Origin of the sequence: Pseudomonas koreensis, assembly GCF_024169245.1 — a bacterium.
Lineage (GTDB): Bacteria > Pseudomonadota > Gammaproteobacteria > Pseudomonadales > Pseudomonadaceae > Aquipseudomonas > Aquipseudomonas koreensis_F.
Genome location: NZ_JALJWP010000001.1, coordinates 3,585,550 through 3,610,408, shown reverse-complemented (window position 1 = coordinate 3,610,408; position 24,859 = coordinate 3,585,550). Strand labels below are relative to the sequence as shown.

Sequence of the window (24,859 nt, the reverse complement as noted above, 5' to 3'; positions counted from 1 at the left end):
TACACTCGGGCGCAGACTTGCCGGGAAGACCACGATGAAACACGCCGCTGCGAAAAACCCCGAGAAAGCCCCGCTTTTCTGGCGCGACGACGCCCTGCCCTTCATCGAGGCGCGCGCCATCGCCGATGGCCGTGAGGTGTGCTACGCGCGGCATTCCCACGGGCACTTTTCCATCGGCGCGATCACCGCCGGGCGCAGTACCTATGTGCATGAGCAAGCACAGTACGAGGTTGCGGCGGGCACCGTAGTGCTGATGAATCCCGGCGATGTCCACGCCTGCAACCCGATCGAAGATCAGCCGTGGTCGTACGTGATGTTGTATGTCGAGACGCCGTGGCTGACGGATTTGCAGCATCAGTTGGGGTTTGCGGCGGAGCTGGAATTTCGCCGTTTTTCAGACACGCACCTGAGCGATGCCGAACTGTTCGGCAAGTTGATGGCGTTGTATGAGGTTTTGGTTGACGATCAATTGGAAGCGCTGGCGAAGCAGAGCGCGGCAGTGGAGTTTTTCAGTGATTTGCAGCTGCGCCTGAACCCGGCTGATCAGTCAGTACGTGAGCCGAATTTCAAACTTGAACGCGCCGCCGGGTTCATCCGCGAACATTGCACTGAGGTGTTGAGCCTTGACGCGATTTGCGCGGCGGCGCAGCTGTCGCCGTCGTACCTGATTCGCGCATTCAAGCAGCGTTACGGGATGACGCCGCATGCCTTCGTGGTCAACCAGCGCATCCAGTTCGCCCGCGAGCGCTTACGCAGCGGGCAATTGATTGCTGACGTGGCGCTTGAGGCCGGATTTGCCGATCAGGCGCATTTTCAGCGAGCGTTCAAACAACATCTCGCGGCGACGCCGGGGCAGTATCGCGGCTGAACCCTATCTCCGAGCACACACCAATCCCCTGTAGGAGCTGACGAGTGCAACGAGGCTGCGATCTTTTGATCGTTAAAAGCAAAATCAAAAGATCGCAGCCTCGTTGCACTCGTCAGCTCCTACAGAGGGAATGCGGTCAGGAAATCAAGTGAACAGCAGATAAATAGCGCTCGCCACCAACAACACCGCCATCAACCGATTGAACCAGCGCATCCCCGCCGCATTGCTCAGATAGCCGCGCAGGAACGTCCCGGCATACACCCAGCAGCCCACCGACAGATAGCAAATCACCAGATACACCGCCGCGAACTGCCAGACCAGTCGCGCCTCGCCGTCGGCGACAAACGCGCCCATGCCGGCCACGCAGGCCAGCCAGGCCTTGGGGTTGAGCCATTGCATGACTGCGCCATAGAGCATCGAAGGCGCGCGGCCAGAATCGCTGGCATTCAACCGGCCGTCGTCGCTGGCGAGTTTCCAGGCCATGAACAGCAGAAACGCCACCCCGGCCCATTGCACCACGCGGGTCATGAACGGCCACAACTGCAGCACTTCATGCAGGCCCAGGCCCATCAGCACCAGCAACAGCACAAAACCCAGCGTCGCCCCCGCCACATGGCGCTGACTGGCACGAAAACCGTATTGTGCCCCTGAGCTCAGCGCAACGATATTGACCGGCCCGGGCGTGATGGAAGCGGCCAGGGCAAATGCCGCCATGGAAAGAATCAGACTCATTGCACACCTGCTTCAAACGAGGAACGAGATGGCAAGGGTAGCCAGCGCGGGAGTGGCGGTATTGAAGAAAATGCCCCTGAGGATGCGAGTCACCTGTGGGAGCGAGCTTGCTCGCGAAAGCGGTGGGTCAGTCAGCCCAGTGTTGACTGGGCTGACGTCTTCGCGAGCAGGCTCGCTCCCACAGGGTTTTGTGTGAGGCTCAAATCTCGCACACCCCACAAGACCTGTAGGAGTGAGCCTGCTCGCGATAACGGTGGATCAGTCAGAACAGCTCTGACGGGACGGACGCCATCGCGAGCAGGCTCACTCCTACAGGGCGCTCAGGCCAGACGCGGCACGGTGAAACGGAACTCGCTGCCCTGCCCCGGCTCACTCTCGGCGACGATCTGCCCGCCGTGAGCTTCAACGATGCCCTGGGTGATATACAAACCAAGGCCGGTACCGGTCGGGTTGCCTTCTTTCACCGTCCAGTAGCGATCAAATACATGCGGCAAGTGCTCTTTGGGAATGCCCTCGCCGCTGTCACGCACAGTGAAGACGATCTCATCGCCGACCGATCTGGCATGCACACCCACCGTACCCATGCGCGGGGTGAATTTGATCGCGTTGCCGACCAGATTCGACAACACCTGAAACAGCCGCTCAGGATCGGCATGGATGCGCAGATCGGGATCGGACTGGAAGGAAATGTTGATGTCCTTGACCTGCGCCAGCGGCAAAAGCAAGGCCTGCGCCTCTTCGAAAATATGCCCGACGTCCAGCGGCTGCGGGGTGATGGAGTAGCGCCCGGCGTCGATTTTCGAGGTATCGAGAAGGTCTTCCAGCAGCGTGTTCATCCGCGCCGTGGCCTGTTGCATGGTGTCGATGGCCGTGGAGATGCGCCGCGAAGTGTGCGCGCCTTCCGAGCTGAAGGCTTTTTGCATCATGCCGCAGAGCATGGAAATCACCGTCATCGGGTTGCGCAGGTCATGGGAAACCACCGCCACCAGATCATCGCGCGCCTGCACGGCCTCCTGCTCGCGCCGCACCTGGCGGGCCAGATCGTTTTCCAGCGCCGAGCGGCGCAGATCGTTGGCGGCGAACCGATCACCGTGGCTCCACTTGGTGGAGATCCCGGCCATCTCGACTTTCCAGATCTCGAACGAGGTACGCGGACGCAGGCGCAGACCGGCGTCGGAGTTTTCCAGGTCCAGCGGTTTGCGCGGGTCGCCGCTCCAGTTGATGTTTTCCTTCACTTCCGGACGGAACCACAGCACCCCGTTGTCCACGGGTTTGGGCAGGCTCATGGCAAGTACGCCGCTGGCCACTGACTGATACTGCGCCGCTGGCGGGTAAACGCTGGACAGATGATGACTGGCAAACACCGGCTCGCCGCGCTCCTGCAACCACCTGTGCAACGTACGAATCTCTTCCGGCGCCGGGCAGTTGCCGTAACGGTGCAATTGTTTGTCTTCGATGATCGCGATGCCACCGGCGTTGGCCAGCGCCATCAGCGTCGCCGGCTGCTGAGCGAGGCCGTCGAACACGTTCTGCGGCGAATCGATCATCGCTTGATTGAGCCGCGCCAGCGCTTCGACCTTTTCTTCGCGCTGGCGAGTCAGCTCCAGGGTTTCCATGGCACTGATCTGCAACGACAGAACCTGGCCGATGGTCTGGCAGGCCATGCGCAACTCATGCGGCACGTGCAGCGGCTGGCGGTTGCCGCAGCTGATCAGGCCCCAGAGCTTGTCGCCCTTGAGCAGGGAAATGCTCATCGACGACAACACGCCCATGTTCTTCATGTATTGGCAGTGAATCGGCGAGACGCTGCGCAACGTGGCGAAACTCAGGTCCAGCGGTGTATGGGTATCGGGACGCAACTTCGGCACCAGCGGCACCGGCTGATAATCGGCATTGGGGATGATCCGCAGCCAGTTGGTGCGATACAGCTCGCGTGCCTGCTCGGGGATGTCCGAGGCCGGGAAGAACAGACCGTTGAAGACTTCCATCGACGGATCGGACGCTTCGGCGATGACCTGACCGTGGCCCTCTTCCTCGAAGCGATAGATCAGCACCCGGTCGTAGCCGGTCATTGCCTGGATTTCCTTGACGCTGATGTCGTACAAGGCCTGCAGCGTGGTCGCCGCTTGCAGACGCTGGAGCATCCGCCCCAGATGGGTGTTGACCCCGGCGACGTTACGCGCCTGGAAATTCTTTACGTGGATCTCGAGCTCGAGAATCAGTACGCCCTGGTGCCGATGCAGCAAACCTTCGAACGCGGTGCCGTTAAGCTCCAGGCGCAGCGGCGCCGCTTCGGAAAACGCTGTTTGCAAGGCTTCAAGCACTTGCCCGGTGTGCTCGGCGCCGATCAGGCTGTACAGCGGCTGGCCGATCAACGATTCCGGCGCGCGGGCCAGCAGCGTTTCGACGTTGGCGCTGACCTGAATGATCTGCAGCGCAGGCTCGCTCAGGGTCAGCAGCAAACCATGGGGCTGAATCGCGCCGGGAAAGCGGATCGGCTCGTCGGCACAGTTGGCCAGCAGTTCTTCAAAGGCTTGTTGGTCTTGCAGGTTCATGCCAGTACCTCCTGGCGCTCGAGCCACTGCTCGAAACAGCTGAATGTGGTTTGTGCTGCGCTGACCACGGCCGCGCGTTCGCTGGCATCCATGGGCCGGTTGCTCAGGTATTCGATGAACTCGCGCCAGCGCCGCCCGGTGGCCGCTCCGTAGACATCCAGAAACGCGGCGCCATTGTCGGCATCCAGGTTCAGTCGAGCAGCGATTTCCCGACGCAGGATCTGCCCGCCGAGAGTGGCGCCTTCGAGCACGTACAAAACCCCAAGGCTGGCGGCGCTGGAGTCGATCACCGGCAAGTCTTCGCACAGCGGCAAGTCATTGGCCGTCGCGCCCAGCGCGCGCAGGTCGGCGTGCAAGGTTTCGGCCTTCAGACGAGGCGTCAGGTTGAAATCGTCCGGCACCGCCCCGCTGGCCAGCAACGCCCGTTCCAGCGGCTGATAGAAACCGTAATAGGCCGCCATCAAGCGTTCGAAAGCGGGGGTATCGAGGGTGTCGGAGAAAAAAGGAAGGCGTTTTTCCAGTGCGATGTGCAGTTCGGCTGTGCCGGCCCGCAGATCCTGCAGCACCGGTGGCACATAAACCTCACGGGCCTTTGCTTGCATGTAGATCGCTCTTGGTGGGACCCGGCAGGGGCCATTCTGGGTGGGCACGACGTGGGGTGGGAATTTATCACGCTACGAGGCTTTTTCAGCCTGCAGAAGCGTTTTTTCTGTCGAGCCGCGCCCCTATGACAGGTTGAGAGTGGCGCCGGATCGAAAAAGTTCGACCGACGCCATTATCCTGCCACCCTCCACCGCCTCAGTCAGCGGCGCTGTCGTTCTGCACGGCTGGATCACCGTTGGCTGGCACGCTGGTGTCGGGATTGCGTTTTGACGGGTTACTGTGCTCGGCGCCAGGGTAACCGGGCAAACCGCGAGTATCGTCCGGTGTCATGACATCTTCGCTGTCCCGGCTGACGTCCCAGTCGGTGGTGGCGTTGGGATCTTCATCACGCCCGGCCGTACCGATGGCAAAGCCGTCGTCGTTGGGATTGCCGGTGTCATCGAGGGTTTTGTCGTTGCTGGATGGGTGGTTCATATATGCCTCCAGAAAACGTTGATCGGACTTTTTGGAAACGCCCTGGCCGCTCAAGTGCAATGTACAAGACCAACGGTGCATTCGCGGCACTGGTCGCCTGGCTTGAACCACCACTACTGCGGACTGTTCTCAACAGAAACACTCACTCGAGCACCGCCATGAGCCATCCGCGATTCGGTATCGAGGAAGAGTATTTCCTCACTGATCTGCAGACCCTGCGCATGGTCGGCAGCCCGCCACCACAGGCGATCGAGGCTTGCCGGGGGGCGCTGGGTGTGTGGTTTGCCACGGAGATGTTTCAGGGGCAGATCGAGGTGGCCTCGCCGGTGTTCAGCGACTTTCTGCATGCCGGCGACTTTCTCCGTGGCAGCCGTCAGGCCTTGGGAGCAGTCCTCGAACCGTTTGGCCTGGGCGTGCTCAGCGCCGGCAGTCATCCGCTGGCCGATTGGCGCGAGCAGGTGCCGACCGACGAGGAACATTTCCAATATCTGTTCGAGCGCTACGGCCATGTTGCCCGGCGCAGCGTGTTGTCGGGACTGCATGTGCACGTCGAGGTGGTCGAGCCGCTGGATCGCATTGCGGTGATGAACGAAGTACTGCCGTGGACGCCGCTCCTGTTGGCGCTGAGCTGTTCGTCACCAATCTGGGATGGCGCCGCCAGCGGTTTCATGAGCTACCGGCAGACGGCCTGCGACGAATGGCCCCGCATGGGCATCCCGCCGCTGTTTGCCGATCAGCGCCATTACGACGAGCACCTGGCGTTTCTCACGCGCATCGGCGCGATCACTCAGCCGAGCGAGTGTTGGTGGGGTGTTCGTCCGGCCGCGCGCTTTCCGACTCTCGAACTGCGCATGACCGACGCTTGCCCGCGGGTCGATGTCGCGCTGACGCTCGCGGCGTTTTTTCGCGTAGTGGTGGCTCATGCCAGTGCACAGCGGCGCCCCGGTCTGCTGTACGACCAGACCGCGCGTTCGATGCTGGAAGAGAACCGCTGGCGGGCCAAACGCTTGGGCATTCATGCGCGCTTTCTGGTCGAAGGCATCGACGGTGACTGTTCGACCGCGCAGTGGCTGGAACTGGCCGAGCAGCGTTTTGCCGAGACCGCGCAGGCATTGGGCGCGGCGCAATTGTTCGAACGTGCGCGGGCGATCATTGACAGCGGCAACAGCGCCGATCGGCAACTGGCGCTGTTCAACCTGGCGTCTGAACAGCCGCAAAACGGCCGCTCGGCCCTGGCGCAAGTGACCGAACTGTTGCTTCAGGAAACGGCTGGCTGAGCGGTCTCGGACGGGCCTTTGAGTTCGACCTGATTGCCGTCCGGGTCGAAACAGTACAGCGACAGGCCGTAACCCTCAGCACCGAAACGTCTGGCGGCTCGCTCCACGGTCAACCCGAACGACTGCAGGTGAGCGATGAGCGCGGCTTCGTCGAACGGCTCGATGCGCAGGCAGAAGTGATCAACATTGCGTTTCTGCGCCTCAGCCGCGCCGCCGCCCTTGCGCCCGAGTTCGCCCGCCAGGTCGACCAGATCGATCATCGACGTGCCGGCCCGCAAGTGCACCAGCCCCAGCGGCTGGTTATGCCTGACCACCTCGGCGCCAAATACCCTGGCGTAGAAATCGATGCTGCGTTGCAGGTCGGCGACGCGCAGGACGATGTGATCGATGCGCTGAATGGAAAACGGATGCATGGGTTGGCTTCCTTGAAAGCGGCGACCCGCTCATTGTGCTGCACCAGCGAAAAAATTCACTGTCGATTTTTCGGTGGAGCCATCGACAAAGCGGATTTACTCTCAGGCCATGAACATACCAGCCGCTGTCCTGCCACCCCACGCCGAAATGGTTCGCGCCATGCTCGAACGCGACTCTGCCTACGAAGGCGTATTCTTCACGGCGGTGAAAACCACCGGGATTTTCTGCCGCCCCAGCTGCACGGCACGCAAGCCGAAACCGGAAAATGTCGAATTCTTCGCCCACGCCGACGAATGCCTGTGCGCCGGTTACCGCGCCTGCCTGCGCTGCAAACCGCTGGACGCCGCGGCCATCGCGCCGGACTGGGTGCAGCGCCTGCTCAACGCGGTAGACGCGGATCCCGAACGGCGCTGGAGCGATGCACAATTGCTCGCCGAAGGCATCGAGCCGCTGAAGCTGCGGCGCTGGTTCAAGCAGCACTTCGGCATGACCTTCCACGCTTGGCTGCGTACCCGCCGCCTCGGCAGGGCCCTGGGCGGAATCAGGCAAGGCACGTCGATCGATCATGCCGCATTCGACTCCGGCTATGAATCGCTCAGCGGTTTTCGCGACGCGTTTCAGAAATCCTTCCACATCACCCCGGGCCGCGCCGCCAACAGTGAGCCGTTGCTGTTCACCCGCCTGACCACGCCGCTGGGGCCGATGATCGCCATGGCCGAGCGCCGTGGGCTGGTGCTGCTGGAGTTTCTTGATCGTCCGGCGCTGACCCGTGAAGTCGAAGCGCTGCAGAACCGTTATGGCTACGCGGTCGCGCCGGGGCACAACGTCCACTTGCAGCAGATCGAGGTGCAACTGGCGGATTATTTTGCCGGCAAACTCACGCAATTCAGCGTGCCGTTGCACCTGCCCGGCAGCGCTTTTGCCCGCGAGGTGTGGGCGGCGCTGCTGCAAATCCCCTACGGCCACACCAGCACTTACGGCGCTATCGCCGCCGCGCTGGGCAAACCCGGCGCCAGCCGTGCGGTAGGCCTGGCCAACGGGCACAATCGCCTGTCGATCGTGGTGCCCTGTCATCGAGTGATCGGCGCGGACGGTTCGCTGACCGGCTATGGTGGCGGACAGCCGCGCAAGGCGTTTTTGCTCAGGCTGGAAAACGCTGCGCTGCAAATGACTCAGCAACTGGCTTTCTGAAGCATTCGATTGATCAAGCGACAAGGGATTTCAATGATTACGCTCGACCCACGGCAGCATGACTGACGCGTACGACGCGGCCAGCGCCTTTCTCGCCGCAATAGACACTGACTGGCAGCGCCATATCCGTGCCGTGGGCCCGTGCCTGCATCAGCCGCACCCGGCGCGGGATCCGTATGAGTCGCTGTTGCGCGCGATTGCCTATCAGCAACTGCACGCCAAGGCTGGCGATGCGATTCTCGGGCGTCTGGTGGGGTTGTTTCCCGGACAGGCATTTCCGCGTCCGGAGCAGATTCTGTCGAGTGAGGTCGAGCAACTGCGTGCTTGTGGTTTTTCGGCGAGCAAGATTGCGACGATTCAAGGGATTGCCCAGGCGACGCTGGACGGCGTGGTGCCGGATTACCCGACGGCGCGGGTCATGGACGATGAAACCCTGATCGAACGTCTGACCAGTCTGCGCGGCGTCGGCCGCTGGACCGTGGAGATGCTGCTGATCTACAGCCTGGAACGCATGGACATCCTGCCGGCTGATGACTTCGGTGTGCGTGAGGGTTACCGGCGTTTGAAGGGGCTGGACGTGCAGCCGACGCGCAAACAGATAATCGAGATTGGACGGGCGTGGAGCCCGTATCGGACGGTGGCGGCCTGGTATCTGTGGCGGGTGGCCAAGGGTTAGGCCGCGTTATCGTTCTTCGCGAGCAAGCTCGCTCCCACACTGAATCAGCGTTCGGCGCTCTGTTTCCGCGCTCCCGGGGTGAGGGGGAGATCGAACTGGCGCTGCAGATCTTCAGCCTTGAGAATCTCGAACAACGCCTGCGCCGCCGCCGACAATTCATTGCCCGGCTCGGTCAACACACCAATCGCCCGCTCCACCGAATCAACCAGGGTCAGGCAGTGCGCGCCAAGCTCGCGCATCTGGCCCGCACACAATGCCGGCACCGCGCTGACCCCGAGCCCGCTGGCGACCATGCGGCCGACCGTCGCCAATTGATGACTCTCGAACTCCACCGGCAACTTCATTCCGCGTGCCTGCAAATGCTCTTCAAGCATGACTCGCACGGTCGATGGCCGCTGCAGGGTGATGAACGGTTCCTGCAACAAGGTCTGCCAATCGATGTCGACGCGATCGGCCAGCGCTGAATCCGCTGGCACCACCGCGACAAAGCGGTCGACATACAACGGAGTGAACATCATCGACGTGCTCTGCATCGGCGCGAACGCGACGCCGAGTTCGACCTGCCGGTCGCGGACCATTTCCAGGACTTGTTCATTGATCACGTCGTTGACCGTCACGTTGACGTTCGGATAACGCGCGCGAAAGCTCTTGAGGATCGGCGGCAGCAGATTGCCGGCAAACGACGGCATCGCCGCCAGCGTCACGCGCCCGCGTTGCAGGCTGAAACGCTGACGCATCTCGTCTTCAGCGTTGTCCCAGTCGGCGATCAACCGGCGCGCCAGCGGCAGCAGGGATTCGCCTTCCGGGGTCAGCGCGACGTTGCGCGTATTGCGGCTGAACAATCGCCCGCCCAAGCCCTCCTCCAGCGCTTTGATGGTCAGGCTCAACGCCGACTGGGACAGGTGCAGGCGCTCGCAAGCGACGGCGAAACTCAAGCTGTGGGCCACGGCGAGAAACGCACGGATCTGTTTGATTGTCATGGTCGCGTTGCTCCAGTGATCGTTCCCATGCTCCGCGTGGGAATGCCTCTAGGGACGCTCCGCGTCCAGTGACGCGGAGCGTCACGGTCTGCATTCCCACGCAGGAGCGTGGGAACGATCATCGAGGCGTTGAACTATTGAGCTTTATCAATCAATCCACCGCAAAAATCAACTTAACAAATATATCCCACGGAGAGACACTCCGATCATTCGGCTAGCCAGCCGCCCGCAAATAATAAAAGAGGTGCCTATGGCAGGTTTCGACAAGCGTGTGAGTTCCTACGAGGAAGCGATGGCCGGGCTGGAAGACGGCATGACCGTCATTGCCGGCGGCTTCGGTCTGTGCGGCATTCCGGAAAACCTGATCGCCGAGATCAAGCGCAAGGGCACCCGCGACCTCACTGTCGTTTCCAACAACTGCGGCGTCGACGGTTTCGGCCTTGGCGTGCTGCTCACCGACCGGCAGATCAGCAAAGTCATCGCCTCGTACGTTGGCGAAAACAAACTGTTCGAAGAGCAACTGCTCAAGGGCGAGATCGAAGTCATCCTCACCCCGCAAGGCACCCTCGCCGAGAAGATGCGCGCGGGCGGCGCCGGCATTCCGGCGTTCTTCACCGCCACCGGCGTCGGCACTCCGGTCGCCGAAGGCAAGGAAGTGCGCGAATTCAAGGGTCGCAAGTACCTGATGGAAGAATCCATCACTGGCGACTTCGCCATCGTCAAAGGCTGGAAGGCCGACCATTTCGGTAACGTCGTTTACCGCCATACTGCGCAGAACTTCAATCCGCTGGCCGCGACCGCCGGCAAGATCACCGTGGTCGAAGTCGAAGAAATCGTCGAACCCGGCGAACTCGACCCGACGCAGATCCACACCCCGGGCATCTACGTCGACCGGGTCATTTGCGGCACGTTCGAAAAACGCATCGAACAACGCACCATCCGCAAATAATTCAGGCCTACGGAGAACAACAACATGGCACTTACCCGCGAACAAATGGCTCAACGCGTCGCCCGCGAAATGCAGGACGGCTACTACGTCAATCTCGGCATCGGCATTCCGACCCTGGTCGCCAACTACATCCCCGAAGGCATGGAAGTCATGCTGCAATCGGAAAACGGTTTGCTCGGCATGGGTCCGTTCCCGACCGAAGAAACCATCGATGCCGACATGATCAACGCCGGCAAACAAACGGTGACGGCGCGGATCGGCGCGTCGATCTTCAATTCCGCCGAATCCTTCGCGATGATCCGCGGCGGCCATGTCGACCTGACCGTACTCGGCGCGTTCGAAGTCGACGTCGAAGGCAACATCGCTTCGTGGATGATCCCCGGCAAACTGGTCAAGGGCATGGGCGGCGCCATGGACCTGGTGGCCGGTGCCGACAACATCATTGTCATCATGACCCACGCGTCCAAGGACGGTGAATCCAAGCTGCTGGCCAAATGCAGCCTGCCGCTGACCGGCGCCGGCTGCATCAAGCGCGTGCTGACCGACCTCGCCTATCTGGAAATCGAAAATGGCGCTTTTGTCCTCAAGGAACGCGCACCTGGCGTCAGCGTTGAAGAAATCGTCGCCAAAACCGCTGGTAAACTGATCGTCCCGGATCACGTACCGGAAATGCAGTTCGCTGCCCAGTGAGGAATTCGAAAATGCAAGACGTCGTCATTGTTGCCGCCACGCGTACCGCGATCGGCAGTTTTCAGGGCTCCCTGGCCAATGTATCCGCGGTAGATCTAGGCGCGGCGGTGATCCGCCAGTTGCTTGAGCAGACCGGCCTGGACGGTGCGCAGGTCGATGAAGTGATCATGGGCCAGGTGCTGACAGCCGGCGCCGGGCAGAACCCGGCACGTCAGGCCGCGATCAAGGCCGGCCTGCCTCACGCGGTACCGGCGATGACTCTGAACAAGGTCTGCGGTTCCGGCCTCAAGGCTCTGCATCTGGGTGCGCAGGCAATCCGCTGCGGCGACGCCGAGGTGATCATTGCCGGCGGTCAGGAGAACATGAGCCTGTCCAACTACATCATGCCGGGCGCCCGCACCGGCCTGCGCATGGGCCACGCGCAAATCGTCGACACCATGATCAGCGATGGCCTGTGGGATGCGTTCAATGATTACCACATGGGCATCACTGCCGAGAATCTGGTCGACAAATACCAGATCAGCCGCGAACAGCAGGACGCCTTTGCTGCGGCTTCCCAGCAGAAAGCTGCCGCCGCGATTGAAGCCGGGCGCTTCGTCGATGAAATCACCCCGATCCTGATTCCCCAGCGCAAGGGTGATCCGGTCGCGTTCAAGGTCGACGAGCAGCCACGGGGCGACACCACCGCCGAATCCCTGGCGAAGCTGCGCCCGGCGTTCAAAAAGGACGGCAGCGTCACCGCTGGCAACGCCTCCTCGCTCAACGACGGTGCCGCCGCCGTGATTCTGATGAGTGCCGAAAAAGCCAAAGCCCTCGGCCTGCCGGTTCTGGCCAGAATCGCTGCCTACGCCAACGCGGGCGTCGATCCGGCGATCATGGGCATCGGCCCGGTATCTGCCACCCGCCGCTGCCTCGACAAGGCCGGCTGGAGCATCGACCAGCTCGACCTGATCGAAGCCAACGAAGCGTTCGCCGCACAATCGCTGGCCGTGGCCAAGGACCTGCAATGGGATCTGGACAAGGTCAACGTCAACGGCGGCGCCATCGCTCTTGGTCACCCGATCGGCGCATCGGGCTGCCGCGTGCTGGTGACCTTGCTGCACGAAATGCTCAAGCGCGATGCGAAAAAAGGTCTGGCGACCTTGTGCATTGGCGGCGGTCAGGGTGTGGCTTTGGCGCTGGAACGCGCCTGATACGGAGTTCAAGGTTGACGGCGGATCCACGACATCCGCCGTTGGCTGGCAACAAAAAACCCGGTGCGATTTGCGTTGCACCGGGTTTCTTTTTGCCTGCCTACAATCGGTGGTGAATGTTCTGGCCCCTTCGCGAGCAGGCTCGCTCCCACATTCTGCAACGCATTTCCCTGTGGGAGCGAGCCTGCTCGCGAAAGCGCTTGTTCAGGCGCCAACCACTCAAGGCTTGCGCAGCAGATAGGTATCCATAATCCACCCATGCTCCGCCCGCGCCGCTTTGCGCACCCGTTTTATCTCATCCGCTACATCCGCCAGCCGGCCGCTGAGCAGAATCTCATTCGGTGTGCCGAGGTAAGCGCCCCAGAAAATCTCGGTCTGCCGATCCGCCACGCGCTGATATGAATCCTCGGCATCAAGCATCACCACCAGACTGTCTGCCTCACTCACCTGCCCCGCCGCCAGCCGCCGGCCCGTGGTGATTTCCACCGAACGGCCAATCGTGTTCAGCGGTATCTTGTGCTGTGCAGCCAGGGCTTGAACGCTGGTAATCCCGGGAATCACCTCGTACTCGAATTCACACTGTCCCGACGCCTCTATTGCCTGGAGGATCCTCAGCGTGCTGTCGTACAACGCCGGATCGCCCCATATCAGAAAACCGCCGCACTGGCCGTCGGACAATTCTTCATTGATCAGCCGCTCGAAGGTCAGCTGCTTGGCGCGGTTCAGTGCATCGACGCTCGCCGTGTAGTCGACATCGCCGCGCTCGCGCTCGGGACTGCTGGCTTCGACAAAGCGATAAGCATGATCGGTGATGTAGCGCTCGCAGATCTCCCGGCGCAGATCGATCAGCGTCTGCTTGCTCTGGCCTTTATCCAGCAGAAAGAACACATCGACACGATTCAGCGCTTTCACCGCCTGCATCGTGATGTAGTCCGGATTGCCGGCGCCAATGCCGATGACCAGCAGCTGTTTCATCAGAATTCCTCTTCAAGGGCCATGCCCGGCAAGCGTAGACGCCAGATGCCGTTGAAGCGCAGCTCGATCACCGACAGCGGCTCGACATCGATCGCATTGAACGCTGCGCCCTGCAGCACCTGCATCAGCGCCGCGCGAATGACGAACGGATGGGTGACCGCTACCACATGCCCGGGCGTTGGGGCGATGGTGTCCAGCCACTTCGTAACTCGTTGCGTCAGTTGCCTGACCGATTCGCCGCCATGGGGGGCTGCTTCAGGATCGGCCAGCCAAGCGTGTAACGCTTCAGGCTCATAGGCTTGCAGCTCCTTGATCGATTGGCCGTGCCAGCGCCCCCAATCACAATCGCGCAGGGCCTGGTCAATCTGCGCATCGGCGCCAAACCACGCCGCCGTTTGCAGGGTGCGCAACTCAGGCGCGCAAATCAGTCGCCGTGGCGAGGGGAATCGCGCCCTGAATGCGTCAGACGCTAAAGCCAAATCTTCAACAGGCTCGTTCGTAGGAAAACGCGCCAGTTTTTGTGCGACGGTTCGCGCATGGCAAATCAACGTCAAACGGCTACTTGGCACAGGCAGGTACTCGGTCGAAAGATATGAAACCAACGGCAATTAGCCAATTCGCGGCCTATTGTGCCGCAAACCATGAACTTCAGTACTGCCGGCCGCAAACCGAATGGGCAATGTCTGACACGGTATAAGGCAATGGACTACAACATCCTGCTACTTCCACGTAGCCCTTGTTACACGGGCTCCTTGCACGCTTTTGGTGCTTTCTGAACCTGTACAAAAATTCGCTAGACATGTAGCGCCCATTACATAAATACTCTTTTAACGGATTGTGAAACGAATTCGACACCCTCATCCAGCAGGAGCCCGGATGCCCCCTCTCAGAGACCTGATCACCGACCCCGGTCTGGAACTGACGCCGTCAGAGCGCAAAGTCGTCCGCGCCCTGCTCGATCAGTATCCGCGCAATGGTCTCGGTCCAATGGCGCGTTTGGCCGAACATGCCGGAGTCAGCGATCCGACCATCGTGCGCCTGGTTAAAAAGCTCGGTTTTGGCGGTTATGCCGAATTTCAGGAAGCATTGCTCAGCGACATGGACCATCGCTTGCGCTCGCCGCGCACGCTGCTGCAGCCGCGCTCGCAGCAGAACAAGGACGATGCCTGGGGCCATTATCTGGCCGACAGCCACCGCTTGCTGGTCGACACCCAGGCGCTGACCCAACCCGAAGACGTGCGGATCCTCGTGGAATGGCTGCTCGACACCCGCCATCAGGTTTACTGCTTCGGTGGCCGTTTCAGCATCCTTATGGCCAATTACCTGCTCAACCATCTGCGCCTGCTGCGTCCCGGTTGCTTCGCTCTGGAAGACAACGCCCTGTTGCCCGACCGTTTGTTCGATCTGCAACGCCAGGATGTGGTGCTGGTGTTCGACTACCGGCGCTACCAGACCCAAGCCCTGCGCGTCGCCTCCGCGGCGAAGAACAACAACGCACGGGTGGTGCTGTTCACCGATATCTATGCCTCGCCGCTGCGCGAGATGGCCGACCTGATCATCAGCGCCCCGGTGGAATCGGCGTCACCGTTCGACACCATGGTGCCGGCGCTGGCGCAGGTCGAGGCGCTGATTGCCTGCCTGACCTTGCGCGTGCCAGACCCGGCCGATCGCCTGGAAGGCATCGACGCCCTGCGCAATGACTTTGCGACTCACCTGCTGGAGGAAAAATAAGGATGTTCAGCCTTCCCCACCGCTCGCCTCGGGACCTGCCGTTTGCGTTCGACCACACCGCCTTGTTGCTGGTGGACATGCAGCGCGCCTGGCTCGAACCGCAATTCGACCCGCACCTGAGCGGGCCGGATGCCGAGTATTTCCTCCAGCGCGCGCGCAGCCAGGTGGTGCCCAATCAACAACGTCTGCTTGGCGCCTTTCGCCAGGCGCGGCAAAACGTGCTGCACACGATTATCGAAAGCCTGACCGCCGACGGTCGCGACCGCTCGCTGGATCACAAGCTGTCGGACATGCACCTGCCCAAGGGCAGCGCGCAAGCTCAGGTCATTGCTGAACTGACCCCGGCCGAGAACGAAATCGTGCTGCCGAAGACCTCCTCCGGGGTCTTCAATTCGACCAACATCGACTACGTGCTGCGCAACTTGCAGACCCGTCATTTGATCATCGCTGGCATCGTCACCGACCAATGCGTGGACATGGCCGTGCGCGACGCCGCCGACCGTGGCTATCTGGTGACCCTGGTGGAGGACGCCTGCGCCACTTACACAGCCGAACGCCACCACGCCTGCCTGAATGCGATCAAGGGTTACTGCTGGATCACCGACACCGACACCGTGCTCGGGCGTTTGCAGGAGATGCAGCCGTGAGCACACGCCTGACGCCGCTGCCGATGACCACTCTGGTGACCACCGATCTGATCGGTATCACCCGTGGCCGCTCGTTCCCTACCGACGAGCTTGAGCACTATCAGGCAGCGGGTTGCGGCTGGGTCCCGGCCAACAGCGCGTTGACGCCACAAGACATCATCGCCTCGAGCAATCCGTGGGGCGCATACGGCGACCTGCGTCTGATTCCGGATCCGAGCAGCCGCGTTACCGTCGGCAGCGGCCCGGATGCCAACGCGCCGGCGCTGGACTTCATCCACGCCGACATCCGCGAAACCGATGGCCAGGCGTGGGGCGCCTGTCCGCGCACGCTGCTGCGCGATGAAATCGAGCGCTATCGCGATGAACTGGGTTTGCAGGTCTACGCAGCCTTCGAACACGAGTTCAACCTGCACGCAGGCGTCGCCGAACACGCAGCGTTCTCTCTCGAAGCGCAGCGCCAAGGCGCCGAGTTCGGCGGCTGGCTGCTCAGTGCCCTGCGCGCCGGTGGCGTCGAGCCGGAAATGTTCCTGCCGGAATACGGCAAGCACCAATACGAAATCACCTGCCGCCCGACCTTGGGCGTGGCGGCGGCTGATCGTGCAGTCAACGTGCGCGAAATCACCCGGGAAATCGCCCGGCAGCTGGGTCTGGAATTGAGTTTCGCGCCGAAGACCGCCGCCGAAGCGGTGTGCAACGGTGTGCATCTGCACATCAGCCTGCTCGATCTGGCCGGTCAACCGATGCTGTACGACGCCGGCACCAGCAATGGTCTGTCGAGCATCGGTCAGCACTGGGCTGCCGGCGTCCTGCATTATCTGCCGGCACTCTGTGCCTTTACCGCGCCGACGCCGCTGTCGTACGAACGCTTGCAGCCGCATCACTGGAGCGCGTCGTACGCCTGCCTGGGGCAGCAGAACCGTGAAGCGGCGCTGCGCATCTGCCCGACCGTGACGTTGGGTGGCAAGTCCGCCGCGCAGCAGTTCAACCTGGAATTCCGCGCCATGGACGCCACCGCCTCGCCGCATCTGGCCATGGCCGCGTTGCTGATCGCCGGGCGACTGGGCATCGAACAGCGTCTGGCCCTGAACGCGATTACCGATGAAATTCCCGATTCACTCAACGACGAGCAACGCAAGGCCCGGGGCATCGTCGCCCTGCCCGCCTCACTGTCCCAGGCGCTGGATTGCCTGCGCGACAGTGCAGCCTTCAACGAATGGCTGCCCAAGCCGTTGCTCGACACTTATTACGCCCTGAAAACCGAGGAACTGGCGCTGACGGAACAGCTCTCGCCCGCTGACTTGTGTGAGCACTATGCACGCCTGTACTGAATCCGCCGAGCTGGGCTTGTACACCCGCCCGGTCTACAACCTGAGCCGCGAGGACTCGACGAATCCGTTGATCCTTGTGTGCGAACACGCCAGTCGCTACATCCCCGACGCCCTGGACAATCTGGGCCTGGACGAGACTGCCGCGCGCGAGCACATCGCTTGGGACATCGGCGCGCTGCAACTGGCCGAACAATTGTCGCAACAGCTCGGCGCCACGTTGCTCAGCGCCAACTATTCAAGGCTGTTGATCGACCTCAACCGCCCGCGCCATGCACCGGACAGCATTCCCGTGCAGAGCGAGATCTACCAGATCCCTGGCAACCGCGAGCTGGACGAGGCGGCCCGCGAGTACCGCCGGCAGACCCTGTTCAAACCGTTTCATGCACGTTTACAGACGTTGATCGACGAGCGCATTGCCCAAGGCCAGGCGGTGCGCGTGGTCGGCATTCACAGTTTCACCCCGGTGTATTACGGCCAGCCGCGACCGCTGGAAGTCGGCGTGCTGTTCGGCCAGGCCAAAGCCTACGCCCAGCGCCTGCTCGACGGGCTGCAAGCGCATCCGCTGAAAGTCGCGGGCAACCAGCCGTACAGAATTGATCCCCTAGGCGACATGACCGTGCCGGTGCACGGCGATGCCCGCGGCCTTGAAGCGGTGCTGATCGAAGTGCGCAATGATCTGCTGCGCAGCCCCGAAGCCGTCTCGCGCTGGGCCGGCTACCTGGCACCCTTGCTGTAAGAATCGCGGTAAATGATCGACCGATAGAACAACTGAAACGACCGATGGCTGACAAGGAGTTGCGCTTCATGGAAATTGAAGATTTCGGCTACAAGCAAGAGTTGAAACGGAGCCTGACGCTGACCGATCTGGTGGTGTACGGGATGATCTTCATGATCCCCATCGCCCCGTTCGGGGTGTATGGCTACGTTAATGCCGAGGCACCGGGGATGGTGCCGCTGGCCTACATCATCGGCATGGTGGCGATGCTGTTCACCGCGCTGAGCTACGGCAGCATGGCCAAGGCCTTTCCGATTGCCGGCTCCGTGTATTCCTACGCCCAGCGCGGCCTCAATCAACACATCGGCTTCATCGCTGGCTGGCTGATGTTGCTCGACTACCTGCTGATTCCGCCGCTGCTGTACCTGTATGCGGCGATGGCGCTCAACCATTTGTACCCGGAGATTCCCAAGGTCGGTTTCATTCTGGCGTTCCTGATCAGCGCGACGTTCGTCAACCTGCGCGGCATCACTTTTACCGCACGGATGAACATCCTGTTCCTGCTGGCGCAACTGGTGGTGTTGGGCATCTTCCTGTTTTATGCCTGGAATGCTCTGCACAACGGCGGCGGTAATGGCGAGCTGACGCTGGCGCCGCTGTATCACCCGGAAACCTTCAATTTCGCGCTGCTGATGCAAGCGGTGTCGATCGCCGTGCTGTCGTTCCTTGGCTTCGATGCGATCTCGACCCTCGCCGAGGAAATCAAGGAAGATCCGGGCCGCAGCGTCGGCAAAGCAGCACTGATTACCCTGGCGGTGATGGGCACGATTTTCGTCGTACAGACGTGGATTGCCACCGATCTCGCGGCGGGCATGGGCTTCAAGTCCGCCGACACTGCGTTCTATGAAATCGCTGAAATGGCCGCCGGCAGCTGGCTGGCGACCCTGACCGCCGTAGCGACGGCGCTGGCCTGGGGCGTCGCGGTGGCGATCACCTCGCAGGCCGCCGTGTCGCGCCTGCTGTTCGGCATGGCCCGCGACGGCAAACTGCCAAAGGTGCTGGCCAGGGTCCATCCGAAACACAACACGCCTTACCTGAGCATTTATCTGGTGGCGGTGTTGTCGCTGCTGATCTGCTACCTGTTCATCGAGGCGGTGGACATTCTCACTTCGCTGATCAACTTCGGCGCCCTCAGCGGTTTCATGCTGTTGCACCTGACGGTGATCAACCACTACTGGCGTCGGCAGAAGTCAGGCAAGTTTGTGCGCCATCTGCTCTGCCCGGTGATCGGCTTCATCATCGTCGCCGCCATCATGTACAACATGGGCGTCGATGCGCAGAAACTCGGCCTGATCTGGATCGCTCTGGGCCTGGTTTACCTGTTCTTCCTCAACAAGCTCGGCGCCAGTACGGTGTTGCCCGATCCGAGCAATGGCTGACAAGAAAAAGAGCGGCGTCTGACAACAAATCAGGCGACCGCCGATTCAACGCGTGGAAACCGACAGTGATAGTCAGGTTCGGCGAACCGGCCGAGCCTTTTGATACAGGAGTACATCCATGCTGGTCTTACGCCCAGTCGAGCAGAATGATCTGCCCCAGCTACAGCGCCTGGCCCGCGAGAGCCTGATCGGCGTGACCTCGCTGCCCGATGACAGCGAACACTTGCGCGACAAAATCGCTGCCTCGTGCGCGTCCTTCGACAGCGCGGCCACGGCGCAGGGGCCGGAGAACTATTTCTTTGTGCTCGAAGATCCTGATCGTCAGCAATTGGTCGGCTGCTCGGAAATCCTGGCCACCGCCGGCTTCAAGGAGCCGTTCTACAGCCTGCGCAACCGCCATTTCACCAGCGCCTCGCGTGAATTGAACATCGAGCATGGCGTGCCGGCGTTGTCGCTCTGCCATGACCTCAGCGGGCATACCCTGCTGCGCGGGTTCCACATCGACGCCACGCTGGTGCGCACGCCGTTTTCCGAACTGTTGTCGCGGGCGCGCCTGCTGTTCATTGCCGCCCATGCGCAGCGGTTCTCCGAAGCGGTGATTACCGAGATCGTCGGCTACAGCGACGAGCAGGGTCACTCGCCATTCTGGGATGCGCTGGGCAAGCACTTCTTCGACCTGCCCTACGCCGAAGCCGAGCGTCTGTGCGGGTTGCAGAGCCGCACGTTCCTCGCCGAACTGATGCCGCAATACCCGATCTACGTGCCGATGCTGCCGCAAGCGGCGCAGGACTGCATCGGCCGGGTCCATCCGGACGGTCAGGAAGCGTTCGACATCCTTGAGCGCGAAGGCTTCGAAACCAACAGCTACATCGATCTGTTCGATGCCGGTCCGACCCTGTATGCGCGCACCGCGAACATTCGTTCGATCACTGGCAGCCAGACCGCCATCGTTCGACAACACGCTTCGATGGACGCTCGTGGCCGTTATCTGTTGAGCAACGACGCTCTGCATGACTACCGCGCCATCGTCACCGAGCTCGACTATCACCCCGATCAACCGCTGCCCCTCACCCCCGAGATCTGTGCGGCGCTGAAAGTGAGCGATGGCAGTTCGATACGGTTGGTCGCCTTGTGATCCGCCTCCCCCGTTCGCGCCTGAATCGGTACGCCGAAGGAGTTAGAGCATGATTGTCCGTCCAGTTAAAGTCAGTGACCTGCCTGCGTTGATGACCCTCGTGCAACAGGCAGGGCCAGGCTTCACCACCCTTCCGGCGAACGAGGATCGACTGGCGCACCGGGTACGCTGGGCGCAACGGGCCTTCGCCGAGCAGGTGGAACGGGCCGATGCCGATTACCTGTTCGTCCTCGAGGACGATGACCAGCGCGTAGTCGGCGTCAGTGCGGTGGCCGGCGCCGTCGGTTTGCGCGAGCCCTGGTACAACTACCGGCTGGGCGTGACCGTCAGTTCGGCACCCGACCTGGGTATTCAACGACAGATCCCGACGTTGTTTCTCAACAACGAGCTGACCGGGCAATCGGAACTGTGCTCGCTGTTCCTGCGTCACGACCAGCGCAGCGGCAGCAATGGGCGTTTGCTGTCGCTGGGGCGTCTGCTGTTTGTCGCCGAATTCCCGCACCTGTTTGGCGAGAAGATGATTGCCGAACTGCGCGGCAGTGCCGATGCAAACGGGTGTTCGCCGTTCTGGGACAGCCTCGGCAGGCATTTTTTCCAGATTGATTTCACCCACGCCGATCACTTGGCCGGCCTGGGCAACAAAGCCTTCATCGCCGAATTGATGCCACGTCAGCCGCTCTATACCTGCCTGCTGACCGAACAGGCGCAGGCCGCGATCGGCCAGACTCACCCGAACACCCAGCCGGCATTGAAAATCCTGCAGGCCGAAGGCTTTGCGCACAAAGGCTACATCGACATTTTCGACGGAGGCCCGGTCATCGAAGCGCCGGTGCGCAGCATCCGCACGGTACGCGACAGCCTCGAACTGACCCTGAGCCTCGGCACCCCGGACGAGCAGGCGCCGCTATGGCTGATTCACAACCGCCGCCTGGAAAACTGCCGCATCACCGTGGCGCCCGGGCGACTGGTGGGCAATAGCCTGATGGTTGATCGTCTCACGGCCAAACGCCTGCAATTGCAGCCGGGCAATTCGGTGCGCGCAGTGCTGCTGCCCCATCAACAGCAGCACGCCGTGGCGGCCTGATAGGTTCAGCACAGAGGGTTAAACCTTTCAGCCGCCAGTCCTGCCGCGCAAATTCGTCATGATTCCTGACCCATCCGCGTGATAGCCTTTTCATTCTTCGGCGTTGACACCTTTGCTCAAGCCTCTCCATTCCTTATGTATTGGTGGACTCGTATGACCAGGCTTTCCCATCAAGATTTGCGCCGTAATTTCCGTCAGCTGCTGGCCTCCGACACCTGCTATCACACGGCTTCGGTGTTTGATCCGATGTCCGCCCGCATCGCCGCTGACCTGGGTTTCGAAGTGGGTATTCTCGGTGGCTCCGTGGCCTCGTTGCAGGTGCTCGGCGCCCCGGACTTCGCCCTGATCACCCTGAGCGAATTCGCCGAACAGGCAACGCGCATTGGCCGCGTCGCCCAATTGCCAGTGATCGCCGACGCCGATCACGGCTATGGCAATGCCCTCAACGTGATGCGCACCATTGTCGAACTGGAGCGCGCCGGTGTGGCGGCATTGACCATCGAAGACACGTTGCTGCCGGCGCAATTCGGCCGCAAATCCACCGACCTGATCACCGTTGCCGAAGGCGTCGGCAAGATCCGCGCGGCGCTGGAAGCCCGGGTCGACACGGAAATGGCAATCATCGCCCGCACAAACGCCGGCATTCTGCCGAATCAGGAAATCATCAGCCGCACCCGCCAATATCAGGCGGCGGGCGCTGACGGTATCTGCATGGTCGGCGTGCAGGACTTCGACCAACTGGAACAGATCGCCGAGCACCTGACCGTGCCGCTGATGCTGGTCACCTACGGCAACCCGGCGCTGCGCGACGACAAGCGCCTGGCCGAACTCGGTGTGCGCGTAACCATCGACGGCCACGGCGCCTACTTCGCCGCGATCAAGGCCACTTACGACAGCCTGCGCGAACAGCGGCAGATCTTTACCCAGGCCTCCGACCTGAGCGCGACCGAATTGACCCACACCTATACCCAGCCGGAGGAATACATTCTCTGGGCCAAGGAATACATGAGCGTCAAGGAGTGATGCACACGCTGCACCGGCCCCTTCGCGAGCAGGCTCGCTCCCACAGTTGAAATGCGGTCCCCTGTGGGAGCGAGCCTGCTCGCGAAAGCGTCTATTGTGGCACCGCTAAACCGGCGTCTTGTAACCCTCCTCCCGCTGCGCGGCCCGCGCCTGGATCACATTCAGAATCGCACAGCCCTCACGCATCAGCAGATGAACCGCGCTAGTCACCCGCGTCAGATCACAATCGGAGATGCCCTTGAGGTTAAGGCTGGCAAAGGTATCGGCCAGATCCCGCACGACCACAAACCGGTGCATCGCACAGGCGGCCATGTCGCTGAGTTCAGTGTGAGTATTGATGAAGAGCACCGGGGATTCGGCGTCGTAGGTGTCGATGGGGAGGTAGCGCGGCATTACTTGGTCGGTCATAAAGTTCACTCCAAAGAGGGGTCTGGTGCTGTATTCGACCGGCCAAGATCGTTGCAGAGGTATCTGCGAACCGAGACTATAAGAGCCGCGCCCAACGGTCGCAACGAGAGCTTCTGTCGGACTTTTCGGTATTTTTTGTGCGCCGTCCTCGACTTCCACTTTTCCCACAAAAGCCCCTCACCCTAGCCCTCTCCCAGAGGGAGAAGGAACCGATTGGGGATGCTCGGGAGCTACTAATGATCGTTCCCACGCTCCGCGTGGGAATGCAGCCCGGGACGCTCTGCGTCCCACACAAAGCCGAACGCGGAGCGTCCGTTGAGGCATTCCCACGCAGAGCGTGGGAACGATCGCTCCTTCACCGCGGCTTCGCCAACTCCATGATCATCCGCGACAACAGATAAATCCGCGGCGCCACGCTCGCCACTTCGGCGTATTCCTCCGGCGTGTGAATATTACCGCCAACGATTCCGAAGCCATCCAGCGTCGGCGTCCCTACGCCTGCGGACAGGCTGGCATCCGCCGCGCCACCACTGCCCTCCTCGGTCAACTTGCGGCCAATCTCACCGTAAATCCCCTGAGCCATGGCCATCAGGCGATCCGATTCGGCCGTCTGCGGCATCGGCGGCAATCCGCGCTGCAAGGACGTTTTCACTTCCGTCTCGGCAATCAACTTGTCCTGCGACACCCGCGCCAGATCCTTCTCGATGCGATCAAATTCCTCCGGCACTGCCGCACGCACATCCGCTTTGGCCGTGGCCTGATCAGGAATCACGTTGGTGCGATCACCGGCCTTGAGCACGGTAAAGTTGATGGTGGTCTTCTTCGCCTCATCACCGAGCTTGCCCAGTTGCAGAATCTGGTGCGCCGCTTCCATCGCCGCGTTCCGTCCCAACTCTGGCGCGACGCCAGCGTGGGCGGCCTTGCCTTTGACTTCGACCAGCGCCGTCGCACTGCCCTTGCGCCACACCACCAGGCCATCGGCCGGGCGCCCCGGTTCGAGGTTGAGGGTGACGTCATGCTGTTTGGCGGTTTTCTTGATCAGATCGGTAGCGACGTCCGAGCCGGTTTCTTCGCTGGCGTCGAGCAGGAAGGTGATCTGCGCGTAATCCTTGAAGTCGAGGTTCTTCAGCACTTTCAGCGCGTAGATGCCGGCGACGATGCCGCCCTTGTCGTCCATCACCCCCGGCCCGTAGGCGCGGCCGTCTTTGATGTGGAAAGGCCGGTCGGCGGCGGAGCCTTCCTTGAACACCGTGTCCATGTGCGCCATCAGGAGGATTTTCGCCTTGCCGGTGCCTTTGAGCGTGGCCAGCACGTGGCTGGATTTTTCCGGGGTGTTGGGCACCAGTTCGATGGTGGCGCCGAGTTTCTTCAGCTCATCGATGGCGATATCGCTGACCTGTTTGAGGCCCGGTTCATAACCTGAACCGGAGTCGATATTGACCAGTCGCTCCAACAACTTCAGGGCTTCGGGCTGGTACTGCTCGGCATCGGCGAGCACTTGTTTATGTGGTTCGGCGGCGTTTGCGGCCGAGAACGCGAGGGACAGACCGAGACTGGCGGCCAGCAGAGAGCGGGAAAATGAGAACGTCATGAAGCAGTCCTTGTTTCGTGTCGGGGGGATTGAACCGTAACCGACATTGGCGCAAGGCTCTATAGCGAATGCGACACTCTCCAGACCGACACCGAACAAACTGTAGGAGCTGCCGAAGGCTGCGATCTTTTGATTTTGATCATTCCCACCCTCTGCGTGGGAATACAGCCCCGGACGCTCT

The 24,859-nt window shown here is 61.5% G+C and carries 25 protein-coding genes; 15 read left to right on the top strand and 10 right to left on the bottom strand.

The window, feature by feature from the left end; translation table 11 throughout:
• The first annotated feature begins 34 nt into the window (after positions 1-34).
• Entirely contained in the window at positions 35-868 is an 834-nt protein-coding gene (locus tag J2Y90_RS16180; protein WP_253500823.1) for an AraC family transcriptional regulator, read from the top strand.
• A 144-nt stretch (positions 869-1,012) separates the two neighbouring features.
• Here J2Y90_RS16180 and J2Y90_RS16175 read toward each other — a convergent pair whose 3' ends face one another.
• The 4 genes from J2Y90_RS16175 to J2Y90_RS16160 all read right to left on the bottom strand — a co-directional run bounded on the left by J2Y90_RS16175 (position 1,013) and on the right by J2Y90_RS16160 (position 5,232).
• A complete protein-coding gene (locus J2Y90_RS16175) occupies positions 1,013-1,600 on the bottom strand; it encodes a LysE family translocator (protein WP_253500822.1) in 588 nt (195 codons plus the stop codon).
• 320 nt (positions 1,601-1,920) lie between these two features.
• The gene (locus J2Y90_RS16170) at positions 1,921-4,155 is read right to left on the bottom strand and encodes an ATP-binding protein (RefSeq protein WP_253500821.1); all 2,235 of its coding nucleotides are present in this window, start codon (positions 4,153-4,155) and stop codon (positions 1,921-1,923) included.
• The gene (locus J2Y90_RS16165) at positions 4,152-4,757 is read right to left on the bottom strand and encodes a biliverdin-producing heme oxygenase (RefSeq protein ID WP_253500820.1); all 606 of its coding nucleotides are present in this window, start codon (positions 4,755-4,757) and stop codon (positions 4,152-4,154) included. Before J2Y90_RS16165 ends, J2Y90_RS16170 begins: the two co-directional genes overlap by 4 nt.
• Before the next feature lie 196 nt (positions 4,758-4,953).
• Complete coding sequence (locus tag J2Y90_RS16160) at positions 4,954-5,232, bottom strand: hypothetical protein (RefSeq protein WP_253500819.1); 279 nt, start codon at positions 5,230-5,232, stop codon at positions 4,954-4,956.
• Positions 5,233-5,390: 158 nt separating this feature from the next.
• Between J2Y90_RS16160 and J2Y90_RS16155 the strand changes: the two genes are divergently transcribed.
• Positions 5,391-6,509: a carboxylate-amine ligase gene (locus tag J2Y90_RS16155; protein ID WP_253500818.1), complete on the top strand. Its 1,119-nt coding sequence runs from the start codon at positions 5,391-5,393 to the stop codon at positions 6,507-6,509.
• Here the strand turns inward: J2Y90_RS16155 and J2Y90_RS16150 are convergent.
• Positions 6,491-6,922 (bottom strand): VOC family protein, encoded by a 432-nt coding sequence (locus J2Y90_RS16150; protein ID WP_253500817.1) that lies wholly within the window; start codon positions 6,920-6,922, stop codon positions 6,491-6,493. The two genes, J2Y90_RS16155 and J2Y90_RS16150, sit on opposite strands and share 19 nt — an antisense overlap.
• A 109-nt stretch (positions 6,923-7,031) precedes the next feature.
• On the opposite strand from J2Y90_RS16150, the gene J2Y90_RS16145 reads away from it, so the two are divergent.
• A complete protein-coding gene (locus tag J2Y90_RS16145; protein ID WP_253500816.1) occupies positions 7,032-8,114 on the top strand; it encodes a bifunctional transcriptional activator/DNA repair enzyme AdaA in 1,083 nt (360 codons plus the stop codon).
• A gap of 58 nt (positions 8,115-8,172) precedes the next feature.
• Positions 8,173-8,790, top strand: a complete 618-nt coding sequence (locus J2Y90_RS16140; RefSeq protein ID WP_253500815.1) for a DNA-3-methyladenine glycosylase family protein — start codon at positions 8,173-8,175, stop codon at positions 8,788-8,790.
• A gap of 44 nt (positions 8,791-8,834) precedes the next feature.
• Here J2Y90_RS16140 and J2Y90_RS16135 read toward each other — a convergent pair whose 3' ends face one another.
• Positions 8,835-9,770, bottom strand: a complete 936-nt coding sequence (locus J2Y90_RS16135; RefSeq protein ID WP_253500814.1) for a LysR family transcriptional regulator — start codon at positions 9,768-9,770, stop codon at positions 8,835-8,837.
• Positions 9,771-10,020: 250 nt separating this feature from the next.
• On the opposite strand from J2Y90_RS16135, the gene J2Y90_RS16130 reads away from it, so the two are divergent.
• Genes J2Y90_RS16130 through J2Y90_RS16120 form a run of 3 tightly spaced genes read left to right on the top strand, consistent with a single transcriptional unit; the run spans position 10,021 to position 12,602 of the window.
• Positions 10,021-10,719, top strand: a complete 699-nt coding sequence (locus tag J2Y90_RS16130) for a CoA transferase subunit A (protein WP_253500813.1) — start codon at positions 10,021-10,023, stop codon at positions 10,717-10,719.
• Between the two features lie 24 nt (positions 10,720-10,743).
• The gene (locus tag J2Y90_RS16125) at positions 10,744-11,409 is read left to right on the top strand and encodes a CoA transferase subunit B (protein ID WP_016774134.1); all 666 of its coding nucleotides are present in this window, start codon (positions 10,744-10,746) and stop codon (positions 11,407-11,409) included.
• A gap of 11 nt (positions 11,410-11,420) precedes the next feature.
• Positions 11,421-12,602, top strand: coding sequence for an acetyl-CoA C-acetyltransferase (locus J2Y90_RS16120; protein ID WP_253500812.1), 1,182 nt, complete (start codon positions 11,421-11,423; stop codon positions 12,600-12,602).
• A 219-nt stretch (positions 12,603-12,821) separates the two neighbouring features.
• Here J2Y90_RS16120 and cobF read toward each other — a convergent pair whose 3' ends face one another.
• Together cobF and J2Y90_RS16110 are read right to left on the bottom strand one after the other, a co-directional pair.
• Positions 12,822-13,577, bottom strand: coding sequence for a precorrin-6A synthase (deacetylating) (cobF, locus tag J2Y90_RS16115; protein ID WP_253500811.1), 756 nt, complete (start codon positions 13,575-13,577; stop codon positions 12,822-12,824).
• Entirely contained in the window at positions 13,577-14,146 is a 570-nt protein-coding gene (locus J2Y90_RS16110; RefSeq protein WP_253500810.1) for a histidine phosphatase family protein, read from the bottom strand. Before J2Y90_RS16110 ends, cobF begins: the two co-directional genes overlap by 1 nt.
• Before the next feature lie 307 nt (positions 14,147-14,453).
• On the opposite strand from J2Y90_RS16110, the gene J2Y90_RS16105 reads away from it, so the two are divergent.
• From J2Y90_RS16105 to J2Y90_RS16070, 8 genes are all read left to right on the top strand, one after another.
• Positions 14,454-15,308: a MurR/RpiR family transcriptional regulator gene (locus J2Y90_RS16105; protein ID WP_253500809.1), complete on the top strand. Its 855-nt coding sequence runs from the start codon at positions 14,454-14,456 to the stop codon at positions 15,306-15,308.
• A 2-nt stretch (positions 15,309-15,310) separates the two neighbouring features.
• Positions 15,311-15,955, top strand: coding sequence for an isochorismatase family cysteine hydrolase (locus J2Y90_RS16100; protein ID WP_253500808.1), 645 nt, complete (start codon positions 15,311-15,313; stop codon positions 15,953-15,955).
• Positions 15,952-17,283, top strand: coding sequence for a glutamine synthetase (locus J2Y90_RS16095; RefSeq protein WP_253500807.1), 1,332 nt, complete (start codon positions 15,952-15,954; stop codon positions 17,281-17,283). Before J2Y90_RS16100 ends, J2Y90_RS16095 begins: the two co-directional genes overlap by 4 nt.
• On the top strand, positions 17,267-18,019 hold the full coding sequence (locus J2Y90_RS16090; protein ID WP_253500806.1) for an N-formylglutamate amidohydrolase: 753 nt from the start codon (positions 17,267-17,269) through the stop codon (positions 18,017-18,019). Before J2Y90_RS16095 ends, J2Y90_RS16090 begins: the two co-directional genes overlap by 17 nt.
• Before the next feature lie 68 nt (positions 18,020-18,087).
• Positions 18,088-19,437 carry an APC family permease gene (locus tag J2Y90_RS16085; RefSeq protein ID WP_253500805.1) on the top strand — a complete coding sequence of 450 codons (1,350 nt, stop codon included), beginning with the start codon at positions 18,088-18,090 and terminating at the stop codon, positions 19,435-19,437.
• Positions 19,438-19,555: 118 nt separating this feature from the next.
• Positions 19,556-20,572, top strand: a complete 1,017-nt coding sequence (locus J2Y90_RS16080; protein ID WP_253500804.1) for an arginine N-succinyltransferase — start codon at positions 19,556-19,558, stop codon at positions 20,570-20,572.
• A 49-nt stretch (positions 20,573-20,621) separates the two neighbouring features.
• Positions 20,622-21,656, top strand: a complete 1,035-nt coding sequence (gene astA / locus J2Y90_RS16075; protein WP_253500803.1) for an arginine N-succinyltransferase — start codon at positions 20,622-20,624, stop codon at positions 21,654-21,656.
• Positions 21,657-21,809: 153 nt separating this feature from the next.
• Positions 21,810-22,679, top strand: coding sequence for an isocitrate lyase/PEP mutase family protein (locus J2Y90_RS16070; protein WP_016774123.1), 870 nt, complete (start codon positions 21,810-21,812; stop codon positions 22,677-22,679).
• Positions 22,680-22,784: 105 nt separating this feature from the next.
• On the opposite strand, the gene J2Y90_RS16065 is transcribed toward J2Y90_RS16070, so the two are convergent.
• Positions 22,785-23,087: a hypothetical protein gene (locus tag J2Y90_RS16065; protein WP_016774122.1), complete on the bottom strand. Its 303-nt coding sequence runs from the start codon at positions 23,085-23,087 to the stop codon at positions 22,785-22,787.
• Between the two features lie 355 nt (positions 23,088-23,442).
• A complete protein-coding gene (locus tag J2Y90_RS16060; protein ID WP_253500802.1) occupies positions 23,443-24,678 on the bottom strand; it encodes a M20/M25/M40 family metallo-hydrolase in 1,236 nt (411 codons plus the stop codon).
• Positions 24,679-24,859 lie beyond the last annotated feature (181 nt).

What these genes read in the sequence shown, in the direction of transcription:
- J2Y90_RS16135 (WP_253500814.1), bottom strand. Translation starts at nt 9,770, where the DNA reads ATGACAATCAAACAGATCCGTGCGTTTCTCGCCGTGGCCCACAGCTTG.
- J2Y90_RS16080 (WP_253500804.1), top strand. Translation starts at nt 19,556, where the DNA reads ATGCTGGTCTTACGCCCAGTCGAGCAGAATGATCTGCCCCAGCTACAG.
- J2Y90_RS16060 (WP_253500802.1), bottom strand. Translation starts at nt 24,678, where the DNA reads ATGACGTTCTCATTTTCCCGCTCTCTGCTGGCCGCCAGTCTCGGTCTG.
- J2Y90_RS16100 (WP_253500808.1), top strand. Translation starts at nt 15,311, where the DNA reads ATGTTCAGCCTTCCCCACCGCTCGCCTCGGGACCTGCCGTTTGCGTTC.
- J2Y90_RS16160 (WP_253500819.1), bottom strand. Translation starts at nt 5,232, where the DNA reads ATGAACCACCCATCCAGCAACGACAAAACCCTCGATGACACCGGCAAT.
- J2Y90_RS16130 (WP_253500813.1), top strand. Translation starts at nt 10,021, where the DNA reads ATGGCAGGTTTCGACAAGCGTGTGAGTTCCTACGAGGAAGCGATGGCC.
- J2Y90_RS16145 (WP_253500816.1), top strand. Translation starts at nt 7,032, where the DNA reads ATGAACATACCAGCCGCTGTCCTGCCACCCCACGCCGAAATGGTTCGC.
- J2Y90_RS16180 (WP_253500823.1), top strand. Translation starts at nt 35, where the DNA reads ATGAAACACGCCGCTGCGAAAAACCCCGAGAAAGCCCCGCTTTTCTGG.
- J2Y90_RS16175 (WP_253500822.1), bottom strand. Translation starts at nt 1,600, where the DNA reads ATGAGTCTGATTCTTTCCATGGCGGCATTTGCCCTGGCCGCTTCCATC.
- J2Y90_RS16090 (WP_253500806.1), top strand. Translation starts at nt 17,267, where the DNA reads ATGCACGCCTGTACTGAATCCGCCGAGCTGGGCTTGTACACCCGCCCG.
- J2Y90_RS16105 (WP_253500809.1), top strand. Translation starts at nt 14,454, where the DNA reads ATGCCCCCTCTCAGAGACCTGATCACCGACCCCGGTCTGGAACTGACG.
- astA (WP_253500803.1), top strand. Translation starts at nt 20,622, where the DNA reads ATGATTGTCCGTCCAGTTAAAGTCAGTGACCTGCCTGCGTTGATGACC.
- J2Y90_RS16140 (WP_253500815.1), top strand. Translation starts at nt 8,173, where the DNA reads ATGACTGACGCGTACGACGCGGCCAGCGCCTTTCTCGCCGCAATAGAC.
- J2Y90_RS16070 (WP_016774123.1), top strand. Translation starts at nt 21,810, where the DNA reads ATGACCAGGCTTTCCCATCAAGATTTGCGCCGTAATTTCCGTCAGCTG.
- J2Y90_RS16120 (WP_253500812.1), top strand. Translation starts at nt 11,421, where the DNA reads ATGCAAGACGTCGTCATTGTTGCCGCCACGCGTACCGCGATCGGCAGT.
- J2Y90_RS16155 (WP_253500818.1), top strand. Translation starts at nt 5,391, where the DNA reads ATGAGCCATCCGCGATTCGGTATCGAGGAAGAGTATTTCCTCACTGAT.
- J2Y90_RS16125 (WP_016774134.1), top strand. Translation starts at nt 10,744, where the DNA reads ATGGCACTTACCCGCGAACAAATGGCTCAACGCGTCGCCCGCGAAATG.
- J2Y90_RS16170 (WP_253500821.1), bottom strand. Translation starts at nt 4,155, where the DNA reads ATGAACCTGCAAGACCAACAAGCCTTTGAAGAACTGCTGGCCAACTGT.
- J2Y90_RS16165 (WP_253500820.1), bottom strand. Translation starts at nt 4,757, where the DNA reads ATGCAAGCAAAGGCCCGTGAGGTTTATGTGCCACCGGTGCTGCAGGAT.
- J2Y90_RS16150 (WP_253500817.1), bottom strand. Translation starts at nt 6,922, where the DNA reads ATGCATCCGTTTTCCATTCAGCGCATCGATCACATCGTCCTGCGCGTC.
- J2Y90_RS16085 (WP_253500805.1), top strand. Translation starts at nt 18,088, where the DNA reads ATGGAAATTGAAGATTTCGGCTACAAGCAAGAGTTGAAACGGAGCCTG.
- J2Y90_RS16065 (WP_016774122.1), bottom strand. Translation starts at nt 23,087, where the DNA reads ATGACCGACCAAGTAATGCCGCGCTACCTCCCCATCGACACCTACGAC.
- cobF (WP_253500811.1), bottom strand. Translation starts at nt 13,577, where the DNA reads ATGAAACAGCTGCTGGTCATCGGCATTGGCGCCGGCAATCCGGACTAC.